15 protein-coding genes and 1 pseudogene are annotated in these 21,731 nt (G+C 63.6%); 4 read left to right on the top strand and 12 right to left on the bottom strand.

What is annotated here, in order from left to right:
• Positions 1–949: 949 nt before the first annotated feature.
• The 12 genes and pseudogenes from ACQY5A_RS01900 to ACQY5A_RS01845 all read right to left on the bottom strand — a co-directional run bounded on the left by ACQY5A_RS01900 (position 950) and on the right by ACQY5A_RS01845 (position 16,131).
• Positions 950–3,019: a hypothetical protein gene (locus ACQY5A_RS01900; protein ID WP_428338680.1), complete on the bottom strand. Its 2,070-nt coding sequence runs from the start codon at positions 3,017–3,019 to the stop codon at positions 950–952.
• Between the two features lie 171 nt (positions 3,020–3,190).
• Complete coding sequence (locus ACQY5A_RS01895; RefSeq protein ID WP_428338679.1) at positions 3,191–3,670, bottom strand: WD40 repeat domain-containing protein; 480 nt, start codon at positions 3,668–3,670, stop codon at positions 3,191–3,193.
• On the bottom strand, positions 3,633–5,291 hold the full coding sequence (locus ACQY5A_RS01890) for a WD40 repeat domain-containing protein (RefSeq protein ID WP_428338678.1): 1,659 nt from the start codon (positions 5,289–5,291) through the stop codon (positions 3,633–3,635). The genes ACQY5A_RS01895 and ACQY5A_RS01890 overlap by 38 nt, the downstream gene beginning before the upstream one ends.
• Positions 5,292–5,494: 203 nt before the next feature.
• Positions 5,495–5,581 (bottom strand): annotated as a pseudogene (locus ACQY5A_RS01885) (hypothetical protein); the annotation flags it as partial.
• Between the two features lie 157 nt (positions 5,582–5,738).
• Positions 5,739–6,650, bottom strand: a complete 912-nt coding sequence (locus ACQY5A_RS01880) for a hypothetical protein (protein ID WP_428338677.1) — start codon at positions 6,648–6,650, stop codon at positions 5,739–5,741.
• 261 nt (positions 6,651–6,911) lie between these two features.
• On the bottom strand, positions 6,912–7,289 hold the full coding sequence (locus tag ACQY5A_RS01875) for a hypothetical protein (RefSeq protein ID WP_428338676.1): 378 nt from the start codon (positions 7,287–7,289) through the stop codon (positions 6,912–6,914).
• A gap of 49 nt (positions 7,290–7,338) precedes the next feature.
• Positions 7,339–9,231 carry a phospholipase D-like domain-containing protein gene (locus ACQY5A_RS01870; protein ID WP_428338675.1) on the bottom strand — a complete coding sequence of 631 codons (1,893 nt, stop codon included), beginning with the start codon at positions 9,229–9,231 and terminating at the stop codon, positions 7,339–7,341.
• Positions 9,232–9,446: 215 nt separating this feature from the next.
• Positions 9,447–11,591 (bottom strand): glycogen debranching protein GlgX, encoded by a 2,145-nt coding sequence (glgX, locus tag ACQY5A_RS01865; RefSeq protein ID WP_428338674.1) that lies wholly within the window; start codon positions 11,589–11,591, stop codon positions 9,447–9,449.
• 250 nt (positions 11,592–11,841) lie between these two features.
• Positions 11,842–13,173 carry a serine-threonine protein kinase gene (locus ACQY5A_RS01860; protein ID WP_428338673.1) on the bottom strand — a complete coding sequence of 444 codons (1,332 nt, stop codon included), beginning with the start codon at positions 13,171–13,173 and terminating at the stop codon, positions 11,842–11,844.
• A 23-nt stretch (positions 13,174–13,196) separates the two neighbouring features.
• Positions 13,197–15,134 carry a S8 family peptidase gene (locus ACQY5A_RS01855; protein WP_428338672.1) on the bottom strand — a complete coding sequence of 646 codons (1,938 nt, stop codon included), beginning with the start codon at positions 15,132–15,134 and terminating at the stop codon, positions 13,197–13,199.
• 547 nt (positions 15,135–15,681) lie between these two features.
• A complete protein-coding gene (locus ACQY5A_RS01850) occupies positions 15,682–15,870 on the bottom strand; it encodes a hypothetical protein (protein WP_428338671.1) in 189 nt (62 codons plus the stop codon).
• A gap of 96 nt (positions 15,871–15,966) precedes the next feature.
• Entirely contained in the window at positions 15,967–16,131 is a 165-nt protein-coding gene (locus tag ACQY5A_RS01845) for a hypothetical protein (RefSeq protein ID WP_428338670.1), read from the bottom strand.
• A gap of 309 nt (positions 16,132–16,440) precedes the next feature.
• On the opposite strand from ACQY5A_RS01845, the gene ACQY5A_RS01840 reads away from it, so the two are divergent.
• The 4 genes from ACQY5A_RS01840 to ACQY5A_RS01825 all read left to right on the top strand — a co-directional run bounded on the left by ACQY5A_RS01840 (position 16,441) and on the right by ACQY5A_RS01825 (position 21,657).
• Complete coding sequence (locus tag ACQY5A_RS01840) at positions 16,441–17,331, top strand: site-specific integrase (protein WP_428338669.1); 891 nt, start codon at positions 16,441–16,443, stop codon at positions 17,329–17,331.
• 262 nt (positions 17,332–17,593) lie between these two features.
• Positions 17,594–17,761 (top strand): hypothetical protein, encoded by a 168-nt coding sequence (locus ACQY5A_RS01835; protein ID WP_428338668.1) that lies wholly within the window; start codon positions 17,594–17,596, stop codon positions 17,759–17,761.
• Positions 17,758–20,313 (top strand): AAA family ATPase, encoded by a 2,556-nt coding sequence (locus ACQY5A_RS01830; protein ID WP_428338667.1) that lies wholly within the window; start codon positions 17,758–17,760, stop codon positions 20,311–20,313. Before ACQY5A_RS01835 ends, ACQY5A_RS01830 begins: the two co-directional genes overlap by 4 nt.
• A gap of 39 nt (positions 20,314–20,352) precedes the next feature.
• A complete protein-coding gene (locus ACQY5A_RS01825; protein WP_428338666.1) occupies positions 20,353–21,657 on the top strand; it encodes a serine/threonine protein kinase in 1,305 nt (434 codons plus the stop codon).
• Positions 21,658–21,731: the final 74 nt, after the last annotated feature.

Genomic DNA, 21,731 nt, shown 5'->3' with positions numbered 1-21,731 from the left:
ATAGAGAACTAACTGCAATAACGGCCAAGAGCAGAACAGTCGTGAAGACTCCCCGCCGGAAAGTCACAACTATGTGCATGAGTGTGGCTATCGCATCACTCCCCGGCTTGCTGGTAAACCTTGAGGTGAAACTACACCAATTGCAATGCAGCAGAGAAAAATTCAGCCAGAACTTTCGTATCCATAATGCTGCCGTCACCCGTGGAGTTCGGCAAAGCGGCGGCAGCCCGTTAACCGGGCCCTTCCGGTTTAGCATCCGCGACCAGCGCTTCAAACAGTTCCGGCGACTAAATTCTAGGTGTCGGCGCACCGGTATCCTGCGGCAGCATCCAGCAGATCTTTGTGTGCGGCATTGTCACGACCTGTGGATTCAGCGGTCTCGGGCGACCTCGTTGTTGCGTATTTCTGTCGGTTCCGAGCGGGTGATGTTGACGGGCCGTTGGAGCGGTCCGTCTTGGCGGAAGATGGCGCCGACGCGGACCACGACGATCCCCAAATGCGGTACGTCGACCGCGCGACCCGGGGATGGGTGCGGCGCCAATCAGGTTGTAGGCCGCGGCGATACCGTGCCCTGGGCGAATCAATGCCTTTCGTGACCCTCGATAAAACTTCGACAGCACATAGAGGTCCTGAACTATCTTGTCTGGCGCCGAGGTCGACCTAAACGCCTTGACCGCGCTTGAGCACCGCCGATGTCCTCCGCGGTCTAGATCTGTTCAGCACGGCCGGGCGTATTGACTTGTGCAGTGCGACAAGGATGTTGGCCTCTTTGTGAATCAGCAGCCTCGTTCGCGGGCGATTGGAAAACCTCCTGGACCACCCTTCCAGAACCCGAAGCAACATTCCGGATCAGCACCGGGGCAGTCTTGCCGAGGCGGCGACAATCGCGCAGCACATCCGCCCAAGACTCGGTCGACTTGGTGCGTAACCGAAGACGCTGGCTACTGGGTCATTCGGGTAGTGCATAGAGGCGGGCCGTTTTGTCCTCGCTCGCGGTGGCCAGCATCAACCCCGCGTGATCGACACTGACGGCATGCACGGCGCCGTCGTGGCCGTAGCTGGCCAACGGCGCACCCGTGCTGGTGTCGAACACCCGCGCAGTGTGATCGGCACTACCGGTCACCAGCAGCGTGCCCGCCCGATACGCTAACGCCTCCACCGCCCCGTTGTGACCTAACAACCGGTGCAGCTCATGCCCCGAATCGCTCGCCACAATCAGGGCCGTGGAGTCGGCGCTGCCCAGCGCCAGCTGAGCACCGTCGGGGCTGAATGCCACCGCACGCACCGGCCCAAGACCGTCGACCCGCCACACCGGCGTGTCGCTATCGGTGCCGAACACCCGCGCCGACCCGCCCTCACAGCCGGTGGCCAGCCGCGTGCCATCAGCACTAAACGCCACCGCACGCACCGCGTTGTTAGGACCATGAGAGAAGCTGCGCAGCAGGTTGCCACTGGCCACCTCGGTCAACAACACAATGCCGTCATCCCCGCCGCTAGCCAACCGGGTGCCATCAGGACTGAACACCGCCGCCCGCACCGGCCCAGCATGAGAGAAACTGTGCAGCAGGTTGCCGCTGGCCACCTCGGTCAAATGCACAATGCCGTCATCCCCGCCACTAGCCAACGATTGCCCATCGGCGTCGACGCACACCACGTTGACCGCCCCGTCATGCGGCACCCGCACCCGCGCAACCGCCGGGGTGCCCACATCGAAGATCCGCGCAAAGTGATCAGCACTGGCCGTCGCCACCGACGGCTGACCAGGAATCCACACCGCCGAGTTGACCGGGCCGTCATGAGCGAACGTGACCAGCTGGCTACCCGCGGCCGCATCGAACACCCGCGCGGTGCTATCGCGGCTACCGGTCAACACCTGGGACCCATCGGGGCTAAACGCCACCGCACGAACCGGCCCATCGTGGAGCAACCTGAACCGCTCCCGCACCGGCAACTGCAACACCGTGGCGGTATTACCGGCGGCCACCGCCGCCGTCGCACCGGTGGGCCCAAACACCGCAGCCCCGATGCCATCGGCGGTGTCCTGCAACAGTGTGAACTGCTCAACCCCGGTAGCCACATCCCAAACCCGGGCATCGGTAGTGTTTTCTGCGCTGAGGGCCCAGCGGGAATCGGGGCTGAACCCGAACACCCCTGAGAATCCGTTGGGTAATTCGTTAAGCAGGGCGAAGGTGTCGGCTCTGAGCACGTCGATCGTCGGGTTGATTCCGTTGATGGTGACGCTGACTACACCGATCAACGTATCGTCTGGACTGAACCGTATCGATAAGACTTCGCGGAGGTTGCCGTGCTGCGGCACCGTCGGATTCGGAAGTACGCGCACCGCGTTGGTGGCTAGGTCCACGATGCCAATTTCGTCGTCGGTGCCGAACGCCAGCAAACCACGATCACCGGAAAACGACACCGCACGCACGGGGGCCGACCGTTCGACGTTTCGGCGTACCGCGCCTGAGGCGGCCTCGAGCAGCAGGATTTGATTGCCCGCCGCTTGTGTGTTGCCGCGGGTGGCGACCGCGACGGTGGCGGCATCCCCGCTCAACGAGGCGTCAGTGAATGTTTGGTTGGCCGGTACGGCGAACACCCACTGCTGGGTGCCGGTGTGCGGGTCGCGTGACTCCACTGCGGCACTGTTGGAAAGTACAGCGCGTGTGCCGTCAGCACTGAAGGTGCATCGTGTGTCAAAGTGTCCCTCCACTTTCCACGACTGGGTACCGGTCGCGGGATCGAACGTAAAAACGCTACCGGAGGGCAGCTCAGAGACGTGAGTTTGAGGTCGGTAACCGGTCGCGGCAACAAGACTGCCGTTGGGCGCGAATGAAACGTGTTGGAGCGGTTGATTGGCGGTCAGCGTGCTCACCAACGACCCGTCGGCTACCGCGCGGATCTGCACGGTGTGATCGTCGCTGGCGGTGGCCAGCCGTCGCCCGTCGGGGCTGTAAGCAAGCGTATTGATACGTGCAGCGTGGCTGAATTTGGCGATCACCCGCGGGGCAGGGGACATCTGTCTGGCTCACTCTTCGGTGCGGATTATGGCCAGCTCGGCTGGCGCTCGGTGGGTGTTTCTGTCGGCATTCAATGTGACGACGCTTCAAGGTTTCGGGTGGTGTTCGTGACCGGCACCTGTGGCCGGCAGCGCACCCGTCAGGGCTAACGCCACCGGGCGCGCCACCGGTCACTTGGGTAGTGCATAGAGGCGGGCCGTTTTGTCCTCGCTTGCGGTGGCCAGCATCAACCCTAGGTGATCGACACTGACGGCATTTACCGCGCCGTCGTGACTGTAGCTGGCCAACGGCGCACCGGTGCTGGCGTCAAACGCCTGCGCAGTGTGATCGGCACTTCCAGTCACCAGCAGCGTGCCCGCCCGGTACGCTAACGCCTCCACCGCCCCGGTGTGACCTTTCAACCGCTGCGTCTCAGTCCCCGTACCGCTGGCCACAATTCGCGCCGTGCCGTCGCCCCAGCCGATCGCCAGCTGCGCACCGTCAGGGCTGAACACCACCGCACGCACCGGCGTCGTTGTACTTTCCTGATGCGACACCAGCGCGCCGCTATCGGTGCTGAACACCCGCACCGACCCGTCAGCACAGCCGGTGGCCAACCATGTGCCATCAGCGCTAGGACGCCACCGCGCCCACCGCCTTCCCCTGAGCATTGACAAGGTCCTGCAACGTCGCCCCGCTGGCAGTGTCGAACAGGTGTGCGAATCCCTCATCGCCGGTGGCCAACAGCACCCGCCCATCCGGCAGCGTCCCGAAGGCCACCGCATGCACCTGCTGCGCATGAGAGAAACTGTGCAGCAGGTTGCCGCTGGCCACCTCGGTCAAATGGACAATGCCGTCATCCCCGCCACTAGCCAACCATCGTCCATCGGCGCTGACGCACACCACGTTGACCGCCCCGTCGTGCGGCACCCGCACCCGCGCAACCGCCGGGGTGCCCACATCGAAGATCCGCGCAAAGTGATCAGCACTGGCCGTCGCCACCGACGGCTGACCAGGAATCCACACCGCCGAGTTGACCGGGCCGTCATGAGCGAACGTGACCAGCTGGCTACCCGCGGCCGCATCGAACACCCGCGCGGTGCTATCGCGGCTACCGGTCAACACCTGGGACCCATCGGGGCTAAACGCCACCGCACGAACCGGCCCATCGTGGAGCAACCTGAAACGCTCCCGCACCGGCAACTGCAACACCGTGGCGGTATTACCGGCGGCCACCGCCGCCGTCGCACCGGTGGGCCCAAACACCGCAGCCCCGATGCCATCGGCGGTGTCCTGCAACAGTGTGAACTGCTCAACCCCGGTAGCCACATCCCAAACCCGCACATCGAGGGCGCGCCCGCGGTTGAGAGGGTTCGGATCGAAACCCGTGGGTTCGACGCTGAGGGCCCAGCGGGAATCGGGGCTGAAATCGAATACCGACGAGAAACTAGAAATCCCTTGGAGCAATTCGAGAGACTCGGCATTGAGCACTTCGATCCCCAAGTTCATTCCGAACGGGTGGCTGGCACTGACCACGCCAATCAACGTGTTGTCCGGACTGAACCGAATCGACAAGACGTCTCGAAGGTTCCCATGCTGCGGCACTGCCGGATTGGGGAGTACCCGCACCGCGTCGGTGGCCAGACCCACGATACCAACTACGTCGTCGGCGCCGAACGCGAGCAGATTGTGATCACCGGCAAACGAGACCGCACGGACACTGGTCTGCCGTTCCACACTGCGAACCACAGAGCCCGAGGACGCGTCCAGCAGTACGACCTGCCCGCCGGCCTCGCCACCGATTACGTTGCTGGTACGGCTGATACCGACTGCGACCGTCTGTCCGTCGAAACTCCACGCAGCGCCTTGGAGCAACTGGCCGGCCGACGCGTGAAAAAGCCACTGCTGGGCGCCCTTACGCGCATCACAGGCCCGCACCATCGACTCGTCGGAGAGCACAACGCGGGTGCTGTCCGGGCTGAAAACACAGCTCGTCACCGGTACCAGATTCCACAGCGGGTTGCCTGTGGCCGGATCGAACACGATCACCTTCGGAGGGCCAGCCCGAGAAGCTGTCGCCGCGGCGAGCGTGCCGTTCGGTGAGAAAGAGACGCCTTGGAGCGGAACATCAGCGGTCAGGGTGCTCACTAGCGACCCGTCGGCTACCGCGCGGATCTGCACGGAGCGGTCGTCGCTGGCGGTGGCCAACCGTTGCCCGTCGGGGCTGTACGCAAGCGCGTGGATCGTTGCAGCATGTTTGAATGTTGAGATCACCCGCGGGGTTGGGGACATCTGCTCCGCCTTCGTCGTGGCAGGCGTCGCCTACCGAGATAGCAGTGGCGTGACCGCAAGCAAACCAGATGCTGGTCACTTAGCACGGCGAATCGCTCAGGCAAATAGCCGGGAGATAAGTTTGCCGCACGGATTGGTACGCCGAGCAACGCGAAGACATCAGGTTGAGGGTGACCAGTAGCGACACCGGTTCAGCGTCCGCGGGGACTGCGGATCACGTCGGCCACCGGGACAGCAACCTGCTCGGCGTAGCCGCCCAGCAGTCTGAACGCCGAAACCCGGCCGTCTACGCTGCTACCTGTACTTACCACCGACGACTCTCGCTGCGAAGCCCTTCTACGGGTCCGGCTCCGGAGAGTTCGGACTCACCCGGGCCGTTCAGTGAGGAAAGCCCGAATCGGACGCCGAACTTTCCAAGACCCGCCAGTCTGATAGCAGCGTCAGGCGTCACAATGTTGCCACCGAGAGACTCAACAGCGCAGGCGAGGAGTTCGAGTTGCTCGAGGGCCCGACGGGCGTCGGCGTGTTCCATCGGCCGCCGACATCGTTGAGGGCGAGCGCGGACCACCAGAGCCTCTGGTCACCGGTGACGCCCCGCCACACCAGAATGTAGCCGAATCGCCACACGGTGATAGCCGGCCCGGCGATGGTCCTGATGCCGCCGTCTTGGGGTATGGCCTCGCGGGGGGTCTCCCAGTTCAGGCCATCGTTGGACCTCGACCAAAAGATTCGTTCATCACCGGGTACACCCTTCCAGGCCATCAAGTAGGTGCCTCCGCGCCAGCACAAGGACGGCGCGTCCCCGGTGAGCATGCCACCTTGCCGTGGATTCATGGGTTGCGTCTGCCCGGTCGTGGTCGCGCCCTCGATTTGGACGCCGTTATCCGTTTTCCACGCCAGCACGACGCGGCCGCCACCGGCCGCCACCGCCGGGCTGTGACTGGTGCGGCCCACCGTCACGATCGGGCTCCAGCCTGCCCCTGTATGTTGCGACGAGGCGAGCGCTCCATCAGGTTGGCGCCACGCCAAGGTGAGCTGACCAGCGTCGCTGCTGGTCACCGCGGGCCGTGTTGTCGTTTGAAACGATGACGGCACCGCTGGTCCAGGGCCGAGGCCGGCGGGATCAAGTCTTGCGAGTTGTACCGCCGACGGTGACCGCGGCCCCATGAGTGCCGCAAAGTTGGGGCTGGCCAGCGCGGGCGCGGCGAAGCTCTCGCCGTACACCCGAACGCTTGACCAGCCCGCAGGCGCAGCGCCGTCGAAGGTAGTCATCTCGGCGCGGAAGATCCGGGTGTCGCCGTCGACGCCGTGCCAGGCCAACACGACCGAGTTCAAGTTCTGGATGTTCGTCATCGTCACTGCCCTACCTATCGAGTGCTGCCGTTCACCAGGGTCGTCGGCTTCCCCGCGCCCTGTGCCAGTAGTCCGCTACTCAAATCTGCTGCAGCCCGAGTCGAGGAACATCCTCGCGGTCGACGCCCCGGCTCGGCCGTCCGCTGATTGTCAACCGTGCATCTTCGTGACCGTCAGCCGATCAGTGGGCCAAGGGCGCTTACCCGTACCGGACGGCGGTCATCACTCGAGCCGGAATGGGCGTTCGCATCCGATCCGACTTCGCGGTCAGCTCCGGGAAGCGAGGATGACCGGGATGTCGGTGTTTTCGTCGGTGTGGTAGCTGGCGCAGACCCGGTGGTAGCCGTCGGCGATTTGCAGCGCACACCCGCTCTCTAGGTCGCCGCGCACCGCCAGGATCGGTGAAAGTGGTTTACGCTGCTTGACTTTGGCCAGATCGGCCGCGACGTGCGGGTTGTCGATGGGCAGCAGCGCAAGCTGCGCGGCCCGCAGCAGATCTTTGGCCTTCTTGTGCACGAGTGTTCCGCCGCGCAGCCTGTCAACTAATACCGTCACTGTGTGCGGCTCGGCCAGTAGGTCCAGATAGTCTGCGGCGGCAGGGAAGTCGTGGTCTTCCGGCTTGTCTAGCCAGGTCACCGAATGCATGTTTGACCCTCTTTCTGTTTGTTCGTAGGTTCTCACTCGTTGGTCGCTGCTAGGCGTCGCCGGATCGGCCGGCGCCGGGCGTCGTGGCCGCCGGGACGGCCGGGCCGTCGCCGAACAGTCGCCGATCCATGTAATGCAGATCGTTGGGGTCGAAGTACTTGTCGGTCCACTGATCGGTGGTGCCCAAGAACCAACCGGCGGCTACGGCAGCCTCTTGGCGATTCGCCTGGGGCGGGCTCGCCGGCGCCCCGTTCGTTTGAGCGTTCTTACCGACACTGTCCAGGAAGTTGTAGTGATCGACCAACAGCAGCGCCTCGATGGTGAACGCGGTGGCCACATCGGCGTCGTGAATGGCCAGCAGGTTGTCGCCGTTGGCCTGTTCGCCCCCCAGCGCCAGGTTCGAGGATCCGCAGTAGACCACCGGATCATCGCCGTTGAAGCCACAAACGACGAATTTGTGGTGGATTTCGTGGCCGGCGATGGTGGGCACCTGGTCGAACGGCGGCGGAAGCACCGTGGTGCCCGGCTTGCCGGTGACCAGCACACCGGTTTTCGCGCCGACCGGATACAACGACACCCCTCCTGGTGCGTCCGATATGCCGAGGCTAAATGTATTCGGGTCGCTGTGCACGGCGTTCAGGGCGGTGTAGACCGGGTTGGCGCTGGTTCCGTTGAGCTCCATGACGGCGAAGAACACCGTCCCGACCGGCGTGCTCGTGGTCGCACCTTCGCTGGTGATGCGATCGACCAGACCTGTCAGGATCGTCTGGGCGACCGGCGCGGAATGCGGGGAGAACGTGATCGAGGTGCTTGGCACGCCCTGATCGTTCCCGCCGAACGTGAATGGCGCGGCGGCCCATTGGGACGCGGCGAACGGCGCGGCCTTGACGTCAGTATTCCAGGCTTCGGTGAACACGTTGGCGTAGGTGGCGGCGACCTGGCGGTCGTCGAACACCAAGACGTGGTTAGCGTTGACGTACAGTCCGGTCACCGAGAAGTTTGTGGAACCGGTCAGCACCGAACGCGGCCCGTTCTGGTCGGAGACGACCAAAACCTTGTCATGGGCGTAGCGGCCGAAATGACCGCGCTTGATCGCCGAGTCGCCGCCGGGTTGCGCCTTGAACGTCGCCTCGAACTGGTCCTCGGGTGTGGGTTTGGCGGTGTCGTGGTGCAGCGCCGCATCGTCGAGGATGATCCGGACCCGGTTGGCTTTTCCCAACTCGAGCAGCAGCGCGCACACATCGGGCTCGTTGAGGTCGTAGGCGAACACATCCAGAGTCAACGACGGATCGGCAGCCACCTCGTGCAGGATTTCGAACACTCGCTGGCGGGCGGTGAACCCCAACCAGTCGTACTCCTGGGCGTAGGTGGAGCTCTGCCCTGCGGCGTTGGTCGCGGCGGTCGCCGAGGTGTCAAAGAGTAGATCGTCCCCGGCCGGACGAATGTGCGCGGTCGGGCCGAAATGCCGGACGAACGACTGGGATTGGACATAGCCGCGGGTGAAGGCGAGGCGCAGCGCACCCTTGGCGAAGGGGCCGACGTCGATGTTCACCGACACGCTGGTCGAGGGGTCCAGCGCCTGCAACGCGCCGGCGGCGGTGAAATACCGTGGCGTCACCGCGTAGGTGTAGGTGCCGAACGCCGGCGTTCCACCCTGGTGCACCAGGCCGGGGACGTGGACCCAACGGAACTTGTGGATCGGTGCGTTCACGCTGGAAAAGGGGGTCTCCCCGGCGACCTGGGCGTGCGCGGAAGACTCCGCCAGACGCAGGTTGTTGTCGACGAAGTAAAAATCGCTTCCCGGCGGATGCACCTGAATCGTGAAGCCCGCCAGCCCGGTTCGCGCCGAGTCGGCAACAAGGTCAAACGCCAGCAGCGTCTTGGCGTCACCGCCATAAGCACTGACCTCGACAACGGTGTTGTTCGCGCGCACAACCGACATGAGCTAGTTCCCTTCCGCGACGCGGTGAGCCCGCGATCGGGCCTCCGACAAATCATGAGCTCTTCCCCGATATCGTGCACCCGCCTGGCGAAAAATACGTGAGTAGCGCGCTACTCGATTCGCAAGCCGTCCGCGGTGCCGACACGTCAGGCCTACAACACGATGTGCCTGGCCTCGGGGGGCATTGGACACAGTTCGGCAGCGCCGAACGGCGGCTATTTGGCCAGCAGGACGACCGTGGTGCGGGCATTCGCGAGGTAATGGCCTGCGGGCTCGATGGGCACTTCGGTGCCGACGGCAGCGAAATCCTCGCCGGCCGGCAGGCCGGTGTCGATGGCCCGATACCAGGCAGTGCCCTGCGGTAGCGGCGGAAGACTGAAGTCCTGCGATTCGTAGTGGGCGTTCAGGATGATATAGAGACGGGTCGCGGCGATATCCGCGCGGTCTCCGGCCGCGTCGAGCTGATAGCACAGCGTGCGCAGCTCGGCGTTGTTCCAGTCCGGAGGTCCCAAATCGGGACTAAACCAGGTCAGATCCGCGATACCGTCGTGGTCGAGGTCTTTGCCTTGGAAGAACTTGCGCTGCTGCAGAATTGGGAAACGTCGGGTGAACGCGATCAGCTTGCCGAAGAAGTCGACGAGATCGTGATTGCGCTGCGCCTGATCCCAGTCGTGCCAGCTGACCTCGTTGTCCTGACAGTAGGCGTTGTTGTTGCCGCGCTGGGTGCGGGCGAACTCGTCGCCTCCCAGAATCATCGGCGTGCCCGCGGCGAGTAAGAGGTAGCAGGCGAAGTTTTTCATCTGCTGCCGACGCAGGGCGAGTACCGTTGGATCATCGGTGTCGCCTTCGGCGCCGCAGTTCCACGAATTGTTGTTGGTGGAGCCGTCCTGGTTGCCTTCCCCGTTGAGCTGATTGTGTTTTTCGTTGTAGCCGACGAGGTCGTAGAGGGTGAATCCGTCATGGCAGGTGACGAAGTTGATGCTGTTGGAGGCCGACCGCCCGTCGTCACCGTACAGATCGGCCGATCCGGTCAGCCGCGCCGCCAGATCAGGCACCAGCCCGGCATCCCCTTTGCCGAACTTGCGGACGGTGTCGCGGAATTTGCCGTTCCATTCCGACCAGTCGACGGGAAAGTTGCCGACCTGAAAGGTTCCGGTGTCCCAGGGTTCGGCGATCAGGATGGTGCGGTGCCGGTTGAGCACCGGATCCTGGGCAGCCGCATCGAAAAACGGTGCCGACGACGTGAATCCGCCGCTGTCGTCACGGCCGAGCACGGAGGCCAGATCGAAGCGGAAGCCGTCCACTCTCATCACCTCGACCCAGTAGCGCAGCGAATCCATGGCCAGCCTGATTACTGCCGGGCTGTCGAAGCGCAGGCTGTTGCCGCAACCCGAGTAGTTCATGTAGTAGCGCCAGGATGCGTCGGCCGGCCCGGTGAGGCTGTAATAGGAGGGGTTGTCCAGGCCGCGAAACGACAGGGTCGGCCCCATCTCGTTGCCTTCGCCGGTGTGGTTGTAGACCACGTCGAGAATCACCTTGATGCCGGCGCGGTGCAGCTCGCGGACCAGGGTCTTGAATTCGGTGACCTGGCAGCCCGGGGAACGGCCCGTCGCATACGAGGATTCGGGGGCGAAAAACCCGATCGAGTTGTATCCCCAGTAGTTGGTTAACCCTTCGTCGCACAGAAAGTCATCAACGTAGTGCTCATGAACCGGAAGGAGTTCGACGGCGTTGACGCCCAGCCGGGTCAGGTGGGGAATCTTCTCGATGAATCCCAGGTAGGTGCCCGGGGGCTCGACCCCCGACGAGGGGTGCGCGGTAAAGCCCTTCAGATGGGTCTCATAGATGATCAGTTCTGCCAGATCCAGGGTCGGCGACGTCGTCTCCTGCCAGTCGAAGGCGTCGTCGATCACGACGGCCTTGGGGACAACCGCCGTGTCGTCGCGGGCATCGGCGACCAAATCCTGTCCCCCGGCGTTGGGATCGTAGCCAAGCAAAAGGTTATCGGCGTTGCGGAACTTTCCGGCCACGGCCTTGGCGTACGGATCAAGTAGCAACTTGGCCGCGTTGAACCGCAAACCCAACCCCGGCGCGTAGTCGCCGCCCATCTTGTAGTTGTAGAGCTGCCCAGGGCGCAGGCCGTGGACAAAGACGTGCCACACATCCCTGTCGCGGTGCGTCATCTCGATGATGTCGGTCGCGGCCCCGTCGGGAGTGTCGAACAGCAGTACGTAGGCCGCTGCGGCGGTTTTCGACTGGACGGCGAAGTTAACGCCTTGGGCCGACACGGTCGCGCCCAGGGGAAAATGGGCGCCGTCGCCGAGGACTTTCGTCGTCTTTTGTGCGAGTGGTTCGGGCACATGTCCTCCCCGCGGTCAGTCCTCGGCTAAATGCGCATCGTGCCATTGCGCGTCAAACCTAACCCGCGTATGTGGCAGCGAAGCGTCCGCGCCGTGAAGGTCGTTGACGACAGCAGCTAGCCGCGAGGGCGTGCTGTGACCGTGACAAGTAGCATCTGCAAGCCCCGAGGCGGCTCCGTCGAGCACCCCGGCCCACCCTTGCCTGCTGGTCGACTGCGCGGAGCTGCATCGGAACAGTGAACAGCGGCAATTACTTTCGCAGTCCGCCAGCGGCGGCGGCGACCCACGCGAGCTGAGGATAGAAGATGTCACTGTGTGCGCCGGACGGCGAATCACCCTGCGCAACCACCGCTGACGAATCAAGATTGAGAATCTGTCCCGTCTGGAATGGATACGTGGTGCCGACGGCCCCCAGTTCTTGGGTGGCGGCGTTGTAGGCGCCGTTGGAGCCCATCGCACGCCACCGTGCCAGCGGGTCATCAGCACCGGCCGCGTCATCGTCGGCGGCCGCGGATGCCAGGGGGTAGAAGACCCCCAGAGCCTTATCGTGACTGGAATAGCAAACTGCCATGGGTCCATCGATACGGGCGAGCCGCCTGGCCAGTGCACCGGCCCCTGTCCGGAAGGGCAGGGGGTCGGTGAAGGCGAACCGCGAATAGGCGCCCTCCAACAGCGTGACCGACTTGATCGGCGACGGTTGTGCGTCGGGCAGCCCGGCCAACGCGAAGGACACCACCCGGGCGCCGAAGCTGTGCCCGATGAGATGCACTCGCAGTCCGGGCACCGCATCGGCGAGCCGGCCGATCACCGGCCCCAGGCCGTGCTGGCCGATCGTGCCGGCGCGGTTCTTCATTTGCCAATAGGTGAGCTGGCGCAGCGCCTCCTTGGCGCCGTTGAGGATCTTATCGCCCAGCTCGCCGAGTCCGGCGGCCCCTCCGCCGCCGCCGAAGTCCACCCCGGCTTCGGCCAGCCGGTCCGCGAACCGGGTGAACACCTCGGCGGGAACCTGGTCAGGTCCAAGCATCCCGGGCACGGTAGACGGATCGGCTTCGCCGTCGTTGAATCCCGACGCGGTGGCCGAGCTGAAGTGCTGCATCGCGGTGAACAGTTGGGACAGTCGAGCCTCGGTCGGTTCTTGAGTGAACAGGCCCGCGATGGTGTCCAGCTGTGCCGCCCCGCTGGGAAACATGTCTTTGAGATCGGCGAGCTGCGCACGATCGATGGTCGGCGGACCGACAGCGACGGAGGCTGTCTCACCGAGAGCGGCGGCGCCGACCAAAGCCGGTGCCGGCGCGAAGTTCGGAATGGGTTCATCGCGCCATAGCTCCGAGGGCCAACGGATGCCGACAAAACCGATTTTGCGGCCGGAATCCACTTGGTCCGCCAACAGGGCGAACCAGCGTTGGTACAGCGCGGACGCGGTCGCCTCGTTATTATTCCAGCCGTGGGAGAACATCACTACGTCGGTGAGCGCGGAGTTCTTGACGCCGTCGGTCAGGGCGCTCACCGTCGCCGGATCGGGGTTGCCGTCGGCGTCGAAAATCAGTCGCCACAGCGGGCGCCCGGCAATGAAATCGGTCATGGGTAGGCCTTTCAGACGCAGTTCTAAACGGATTGCAGTGCGCGCATGAGGTCGACGAGGCCACCTCCCTGGAACGCGGGATCTCGGCCCAGCGACGTCGCCGAGGCGACCATGATGCGCTTGACTTCCTCGGGGTTGCCGATCATTTCCTTCCGCACAGACAACAATGCGGCGATGGCCCCGGACACATGCGGTGCGGCCATGCTTGTGCCGCTTTCCTCGACATACACGGCGGCACCGTCGATGCCCTCGGGGTGTGCTTCTTTGACGGCGAGCAGGTTCTTGCCCGCCGCGGCTGACGTGATGCGCTCCCCCGGAGCAACAAGGTCGGGTTTGGCGCGGCCGTCTCCGGTCGGGCCGCGGGAGGAAAAGTAAGAGACGCCAAATGTGTGCGGAGAATCCCGGTGGGTAGAGCCGACGGTAATCGCGCGCTCGGCGTTGCCGGGGTCGTTGATGGTGACCGCGGCACTGAAATGGGTTATGTCGCTGGCGAACTCGGGGTTCAGGGTGACATATCCGGTGTTGCCCGCGGCCACGACCACCACGACCCCGGAGCGCACCAGCCTGTCCACCTCGGTACACAGGGGGCTCTGCCCGCAGGCGTACCAGTCCGCGGCGAATTCGTAGCCCAGACTCAGGTTGACGCCGTGGATGAGCGGAACCTTGCTGCTTGAGGCGTTCTGTTCGCGGATGTAGGCCAGAGCGCGTATGACGCGGCTGACGCGGGTGGTCCACGTTCCTTCGGCGAGCACCTTCAGGCTGACCAACTTGGCGTGGGGCGCCATGCCGGCGAGTTTGTCGATGTCCTGCACCTCGCGGGGCTGCAGGACCGGAAAGTCGCCGTCGGGCGATCCGGCGTTGAAGCGCTTCTCCGTCGCGATCACTGCGCGATCAGCGGATTGCCACTTCTCCAGTCCTCCCGCGATGATGCCGGCCACATGGGTGCCGTGGCCGTCTTGGTCGATCAGGGCGAGCGTGGGATCGTCGCTGTCGCAAGTGAAGTCGCGATGAAGCGATTTCACCGTGTCGTCGGTCAGCGTCTGATACCCCAGGAAGTGCGGGTGATCAGCCTGAATACCGGAATCCACAACGGCCCAGACGATTCCATCGCCGAACGCGTTGAAGGATCGTTGCGCAGGCTGGGCCTTGATCGTCGACGACGACACATCGACGTGGCGATGAGTGTCGAAGTCGGGCCAGATGCGGTAGATCGCCCGCATCGGCCGGTCGCCGCCGGCGGTGTCCGCCGACACCACGCCCTCAAGCTGATCGCTGGTTAGTTCGCCGACCCCGTACTGATCGGCGAGCAGCACCGGCTCCTCGAAGCCGCCGACGAGTCGCCACAGATGCTCTACCCGCTGCATGGCCGCAGCGGGTCCCGAGTTGAATCGTGCGTTGAGCTCGATCATCACCGGCCATCGTGCTGGCGCGGCATCAGGTCCACGAGGCCGAGGATCATTGGCGATCTTCTGCCGCAGGGGCGGCGTCAACACCCCGGCGATCACCAGATCATTTATAGGACGGCGGTTGTCGGGAGGCGCTATCGACTTCTGTGTAACGGGCGATGCACCGGGCGTGTCGGCTCTTTCGCAGGCGGCGGCCACACCGCTTTGACCGTCAGCGGTCAACCGCAGCGTCGGGGTGACGTCCGCGGCGCGGGTATCCGTGGCGGTGCGGCCGCGTTTCGCCGACCCCGTCCTCGTGACGAGCTTGGCGGTGATCAGGCTGCTCACCGCATCGTCGACCCGCTGCTGCCAGTGCGGCTTGCCCTCTTTGTAGAGTCGATCACCCTCGTCGAACTGCGGTGCGAAGCGTGCAGCCACCATTTCCCGCACGACCTGCGGCGTCGCCGGAATCGTCATCGATGCCAGCGCACCCAGCGCGCAGTGCGCACGGTCGACCCAGGCTTCCTCGCCTGCGCTCATCGCTTCCACCCGATGTTGACCACTCAGAACCGCCACTTACGCACCTGTATTCAATACCAGCTGCGCTCGCGCGGATCTGCCGTATCACAATTTGCAGCCGCGTTCGCCAGCAATCGACGGGCACGAGCCACGCGGCGGCGCTAGTGGTCGATCGATCGTCGGTGTCGGTTGCGTCGGTGCACCGTTTTCTTTTATATGGTCCGCGACGCTCCGCAATTCGCCGACCATCGTCAGCTCCCCGGCGGCCGCTCCGGCTGCCGATCCAGCTTCACCGCAACCTACCCGTGCTAACACAACCAAGGCGATCGGCGGTTTGCTCTGCGCACCGACAAGGCCGCGTCGCGCAACCCGCACCGCGGCTGGTTCAGGATACTAGAGGCGCCGGCCAACAGCTCGACGCTTGTACTGGTCAAACCGCCAAGCCGGCACTGGCCACCGCCGGGGCCGCGGCATCGGTCGAGCGCTTACTTGGCTGACCCGGCCACGGTCGAGGCAGCGCGAACACGGTGCGCCAGAACATCGTCAACGCGGTACCCATCAGTTAGGACTGCGCGCGAGCATCTTGTCGTCGGGAGTCGCTTCGTCAGTCGATGGGCCCACCGACTGGGAGGTGCGGCAGCACGAAGTTGAAACCCTGCGCGTGATGCCCGCCGCCGGCCGGGCAGTGTCCCTTGTCGGGATAGCCGTCATAAAACAAGCCGTGACAGCGATTACAGAAACGCCACTGCGCTTGCGCCCCATTGGTTTCCGGCAGGTCGTGGTTGAGCAACATGTCGTCGGAATCTTGGCGATGGCTGCTCCCGGCTGGGCAGTGTCCTTTGTCGGGGTAGCCGTCATAGAACACCCCAAAGCGGGTGCCACAGAGTCGCTAGTGCGGTTGACCCACCCGTGTTTCGGGCTTGTTCACTGGCAGTTCGAACCGGTAGCCTTCGGCGTGATGCCCGTGGCCGGACGGACATACTCCCTTCTTGTCCGAGCCGTCGTAGAACATGCCGTGGCACTTATCGCAGTAGCGGCATTCAACAGTGGACATAAATAGCCCTCCAATCGTCGGAGCCCGCGACTTCGAGGCCAACCTATCGCAGGCGTGAGGAATCACCGGCCGATACGGCTATTTTGAAAGAATCTCGACCATGTCATCCGTATCGAGACCATTAGCGGAGCCGTCGCTCATGCAGGCAGCGTAGCGCCCGCATCAAAACAGGCGCGGCGGCCACGCGATGTTTCGTCACGGTCACACATCTCCCCTGGCAGATATCTCTGGAAAGTCACAGCTAGGCAACCGTTTTCGCCTACTGGATGGATAGGATATATTACCCATCTTATTCTGATACCGGAGCAGGTGTCCGACAATCGCGATGGTGCTCGCCCGGGGTCGGCCGACGGCCCGGATGCCGGTGAGGCCGATCCGTTCCCGGAGTGGTTCACTGCGTTCCTGCGCGACCGTCAGACCCGCAAACCTTCCGCGCACACCATGAAGGCCTACCGCCAGGACTTCATCGCCATCGCCAGTCTGATCGCCGACGGTGATCCGGCTGGCTTGAATATAGTTGACATAACTAGGGATTCGATGCGGGCGGCGTTCGCCGCTTACGCTCACGATCACGAAGCCGCGTTTATCCAGCGCTGCTGGTCGACCTGGAATGTGTTGTGCACCTTCCTCTATACCGGCGAACAGCTAGCCGCCAACCCTATGCAGTTGGTCGGTCGGCCTAAGCTGGCCAAGAGCCTGCCCAAAGCGCTCCCCCGCACCGCGGTCGAAGCGCTGCTAGAGTTCGTGGCTCAGGATTACGGCTCCAAGCGGCAAACCGATTGGGTCCAAATTGATCTCGCGATCATCCTGACCGCGTTGTTAGCCGGGCTGCGCGCCGAGGAGCTCCGAGGGGCCAATGTCAGCGACATCCGCACGACCGATGATGGCGCAGCTGTCATCTACGTCAAGGGTAAGGGCGGGAAGGAGCGCAGCGTCCCTATCGAAGCCGAACTCCTCGCGGTCATTCAGACTTATCTCGAAAGCCGCGCTATCCGCTTTCCGCAAGCCGAGAAGCACAGAATGACAGCAGGATCCGGTCTGGCTCGATGGTCTGCACGCTCCCCACTGTTCGTCGGCCGCGACGGCGAACGTATTACCCAGGGAACGCTGCAATCACGCATCAAGCGAGCGTTCAAGCGCGCCGGCCCCGACGCCCAGCCCGTGCCTGGCGCACTTGTGCACGAATTGCGCCACACCTAAGCCACCGAACTCGCCGACTCCGACGTCAACGTCTACACACTCATGAAGCTGCTGAGGCATGAATCGATGACTACCTCACAGCGATATATCACCGCCGCCGGTACCGAGACACGAAGCGCAGTAGCGCGAAATCCGCTGTAGGGGTTAATCCCTGCTCAACCAAGCTGAGAACGCGAATCGCCTCGCTGACGGTCACCCGAACGGTCGACGAAGTGCACGGGTTACGAAAAAGCCCGGGTGATAGCGGCTAGGCTGCCGTTCAATGAGCGAGCTGCTGCCCAATCTTGACGCCTTGCTGACCCACCTAGTCGGCGACACCGGCGGCGCGCGCGATGCCCGGACTCTCGCGGAAGCCGTCGCCGAGTCCACCACCGAGGATGATCTCGACCAGGCGCTCGACGCGGTGATCGCCACCTGGCGGACACTTTGACTGGCGGCACGACCGGGCCTCGCTTGGTCTCGCTGGAGATCCGCGGCTTCCGCGCCTTCGGCACTGAAGCCCGCACGTTGCAGCTCGATGCGCCGCTGGTGGTCGTTCACGCTGGTAATAGCCAAGGCAAGACCAGCCTCACTGAGGCTATCGAGTTTCTCATCAGCGGGCGAAGCAGCCGCCGCGAGATGCTGGGCGGTTCCAAGGCCGAGTATCACGACAGTCTGCGCAACGCGCACCTACCGGCCGCTGACACCGATGTGTACGTCCAAGCCCTGGTGCGGGACGCCGCCGGCACTACCCACGAGGTCCGCCGCGAGCTGCTGTCCGACTTCTCCCAGGGTGCCGAATGCGATAGTCGTCTCCTAGTCGACGGTGTGAAAGCCAACAACCTCGACCACGTGGGCCTGCCGTTGGCCGACCCCCCGGTCCGCGCGCCGGTGCTGTTGCAGCACACGTTGCGCCACGTGCTGTCGACCGAGCCAAAACAGCGGGTCGGCTATTTCAAGGCTTTACTCGAGCTGACTGATCTGGACTTGTTCCGGGAACGTGTACGCGCTGCACGTGGCCGCATCGACGCCGAACAACCAGGGAGTGCTTTCCGCCTGCTTAAAGCCTTGACCGGGACACCTGCCGGCTCGTCGGGTGAGAGCATTGCCGCCCTGGCCAAGAAACCCATCACCACCGAGGCGGCCAAGACCGCTATAGATTCAGCGCTCCTGACAGCAGGGCGCGCGGTGCTCGCGCTCGGTGGCGCTGAAGTCGATGACGTCGATGACGTCGATGCGCTGCGTCACGCGCTCGTAGCCGCGCTGGAAGACCAACGCGAGCAGGTATTTCCGTTATCAGCGTTCGCAACCGGACCGCTGGGAACAGTTCCCGAGTTTCCGAACCTCGATGAGTATCGCGCGGCGTTGGACGAGCTGGATCACCAGGCCGCCCAGCACACGCCGTTATTCGAAGCGGTTCTGGGCATTGAGGAATACGGCACGCTCGAGCAACCTGTCGACTGCCCGGTCTGCGGCACCAGCGATGCCCTGACCCCTAACCGGATCGGGGAGCTTCGGGACTACCTGCGCCGCACCCAGTCCCTCAGTTCGGCCGCACGATCGACGACCGCAGCGTTGGCCGAAATGCGGCATGGTCTTGACCGACTCGTCACGGCCGCTTCGGCCAGCGTGCCCGCGGCGGCCCGTTGGACCGTCGAACAAGTCACCCTTGCCAGCGACAATCTCCGTGGGCTCGGCATCGATGCCGCTTTGGCTGCTGGCGCCCGAACGCAGGCCACCGACATCGCGGTGGCCGCAACCGCGCTCACCACAGCCTGCGCGGCGCTGCGGGGCGCGCTTGAACAAGCCGGAGATGCCGTGGCTGGCCGCCACCCCGTGGCGACTGACCTCGAGATCGGGTACCGCAATGTTGTTGCCGCCGCGGACAACCTCAGCACGGCTGTCACGGAATACAACCGCTCAGCGACCGTGCTACGCACGGCCGTCGACGCGGCCTCTCGGGAGCGTGTGGCCGTCTCGGGACTTCGCGAGGTCGCCAACCTGGTGCGGTGCCGGAACGAGCTGATCACCGATGTGGTCAGCGAGGGCACGCGGCAACAGATCATCCGACGCCTCAACACAGCCGAGAAAGCGCTCAATGCGGCCGCCGGTGCCGTTCTGGACACCAAATTCACCCAGATGAGCGACACCATCACCAAATGGTGGGCCACCATCCGTCCCGACGAGCTTGTGGGGTTCGGCGGCATCAAGCGCCGCGCTGGCGGCGCCTTATTCGTCAACCTCGTCGCCGCGCTCCGCATTGCCGCGACCAGCACCCCCGTCGAACGCGAAGCCCTTGGCGTCTACAGCGATTCCCAGCTGAACGCTCTGGGCCTGTCAATCTTTTTGGCGCGCACCGAGCTACTTGGAACGCGGATTGTGGTGCTCGACGACCCCATTCCCGGCAGCGACTCTGATCATCGCCTTTCGTTCATCCAAACCACTCTGGGCCAGTTGCTCGCTTCAGACACCCAAGTCATTCTGACAACTTTTGACAGCAAGTTCGCGAAACTGACCCAGGCCAACCACGGTGGCGGCAACGACTACTTGGGTTACAAGCTCGACCTCATCAACATCCTTGACGGCACAGAGCCCACGCAGACGTGTGACGTTTTCGGTCAGCTCATGCTCGAAGCCCAGGAAAGCCTCTACGCTCCGACTGCCCGAGGTCGACGGCCTGCGTGCAACGTAATGCGCACCGCCGCGGAGCGGCTCGCCAAACAGATCGTGGCCTCCGGTCAAACCCACGCCGGCATAGCAACGACGGTCGAGGACATCGAAGCGAAGGCTTCGACTCTGGGCGCCCTCCTACCCCTAGTTTTGCCGCTCGTGGTGGACGGCAACGCCGAACGCGGGCTATGGCGGACCTTTCCCCAGGTACTCAACCCTGGCAGCCACGACGATGACGTTCCGTCAACCGCAGACCTCAAGGTGGTGTTCGGCAATTTGAACAAAATCGCGCGAGATCATCGAAAGCATTGGCCGGGCGGCCTTTTAGAGTGAAGAGCCTTCTGGACTGGACTGGCTCTCAGGAGGAATCGGATGGCCAAGCGATGGGAAGACCGCTGGATCCGCGTGCGCGCTGCGCCCATACAGGGCGGACAAGGGGACTCGTTCATCGGCAGACCGATCGACGGTGACGGTAAACCGAGCGTATTCATCAAGACACTGCATAAGACCCGGGTGAACGACCGCCGCGCCCGCGGCAGATTCAAGCGTGAAGTAACCGCCTACGAGACTCTGGCCGGCCTCGGGCCGCCGACCCTCATAGACCACAATGCCGAAATCTGGCTAGAACGCGGCACCCCCATGTACATGGGCATGGAACTCGTCGACGGAGTGGATCTCAGGACCTATAGGGTGCGGCGCAACGATGCCCCAGATGTCAACGCAGCCTTGGAGTGTGCGCGTGAGCTTGCCGAAGCTCTCACTCGATGCCATGAGAACAACGTCATTCACCGCGACATCAAGCCAGCCAACGTTGTATTGCGGGGCCGCGATTTGGTCAATCCAGTGCTGGTGGACTTTGGCCTATCGTTTAATAATGCTGCCGAGGACGACCTAACCCGGGTCAACGAAGAGATCGGAAATCGATTCCTTCGCCTACCAGAGCACGCTCGACCGGGTAGCCAGGATCCTGCAAGTGACGTCACTCAGCTGGCCGGGATATTCCTCTACACCATTACTGGACACGAACCTCGAGTCTTGACAGACGAGTCCGGGCGCATGCCACATCAGCGGCCAGAAACCCGCGCGGTCCTGGCCGCGGTTCTCGATGAACGCCAAATCCTCCGGATCTCGTCCGCCTTCGACAGGGCGTTCCAAAACGACCTTTCGCGGCGGTACCAAACAGGCCTAGAGCTTATCTCGGCATTAGAGAAAGCCATGCAACCCCATAAAGGCAGCGGCGACCTTGACGACCTCCTCGCGAAGGTCGACGAGGTCGTTGTTAGTCAAGGGATTTCAGATTTAGCAAGACGCCGGGAGGCGCTTGCTGCACTTATATCGTCGATCGCCCGGACCAACCAGGACTTCGCGAACGGGCGCGGCCTTCGCGTGCTGCAATCAGCGAACGAAGAACAGGTGACCGCCGACGAAGAATGGCACCAGACCCGCATAGCGGTAACTCTGCATGGCAACGTCATCCAAACAAATCTCATGCCGTTGTATCGCGTGGAACGCCGCGGTCCCGAATACCTCCTAATGATCGACGGCGAAGAGGTATGGCGCGGCGGCACATCGGCTGATCAAGACTTTCAAAAAGCCGTACAAGCGGCCGCAGCTACCTACTTCTTGAACTCTCAAAACGATCCCGGCAATTACGTTGTACGTCCGACCGATCACTGACTGGCGATGCCTGCATTTCGAGAACAAGCCGCCCATCGCCTCTGTGCGGCCCGGTCGTTCGCGCGCAGACTGCC

The sequence above is a fragment of the Mycobacterium sp. genome (genome assembly GCF_965277065.1).
Taxonomy (GTDB): Bacteria; Actinomycetota; Actinomycetes; order Mycobacteriales; family Mycobacteriaceae; genus Mycobacterium.
This window is presented reverse-complemented; position numbering and strand designations above follow the sequence as displayed.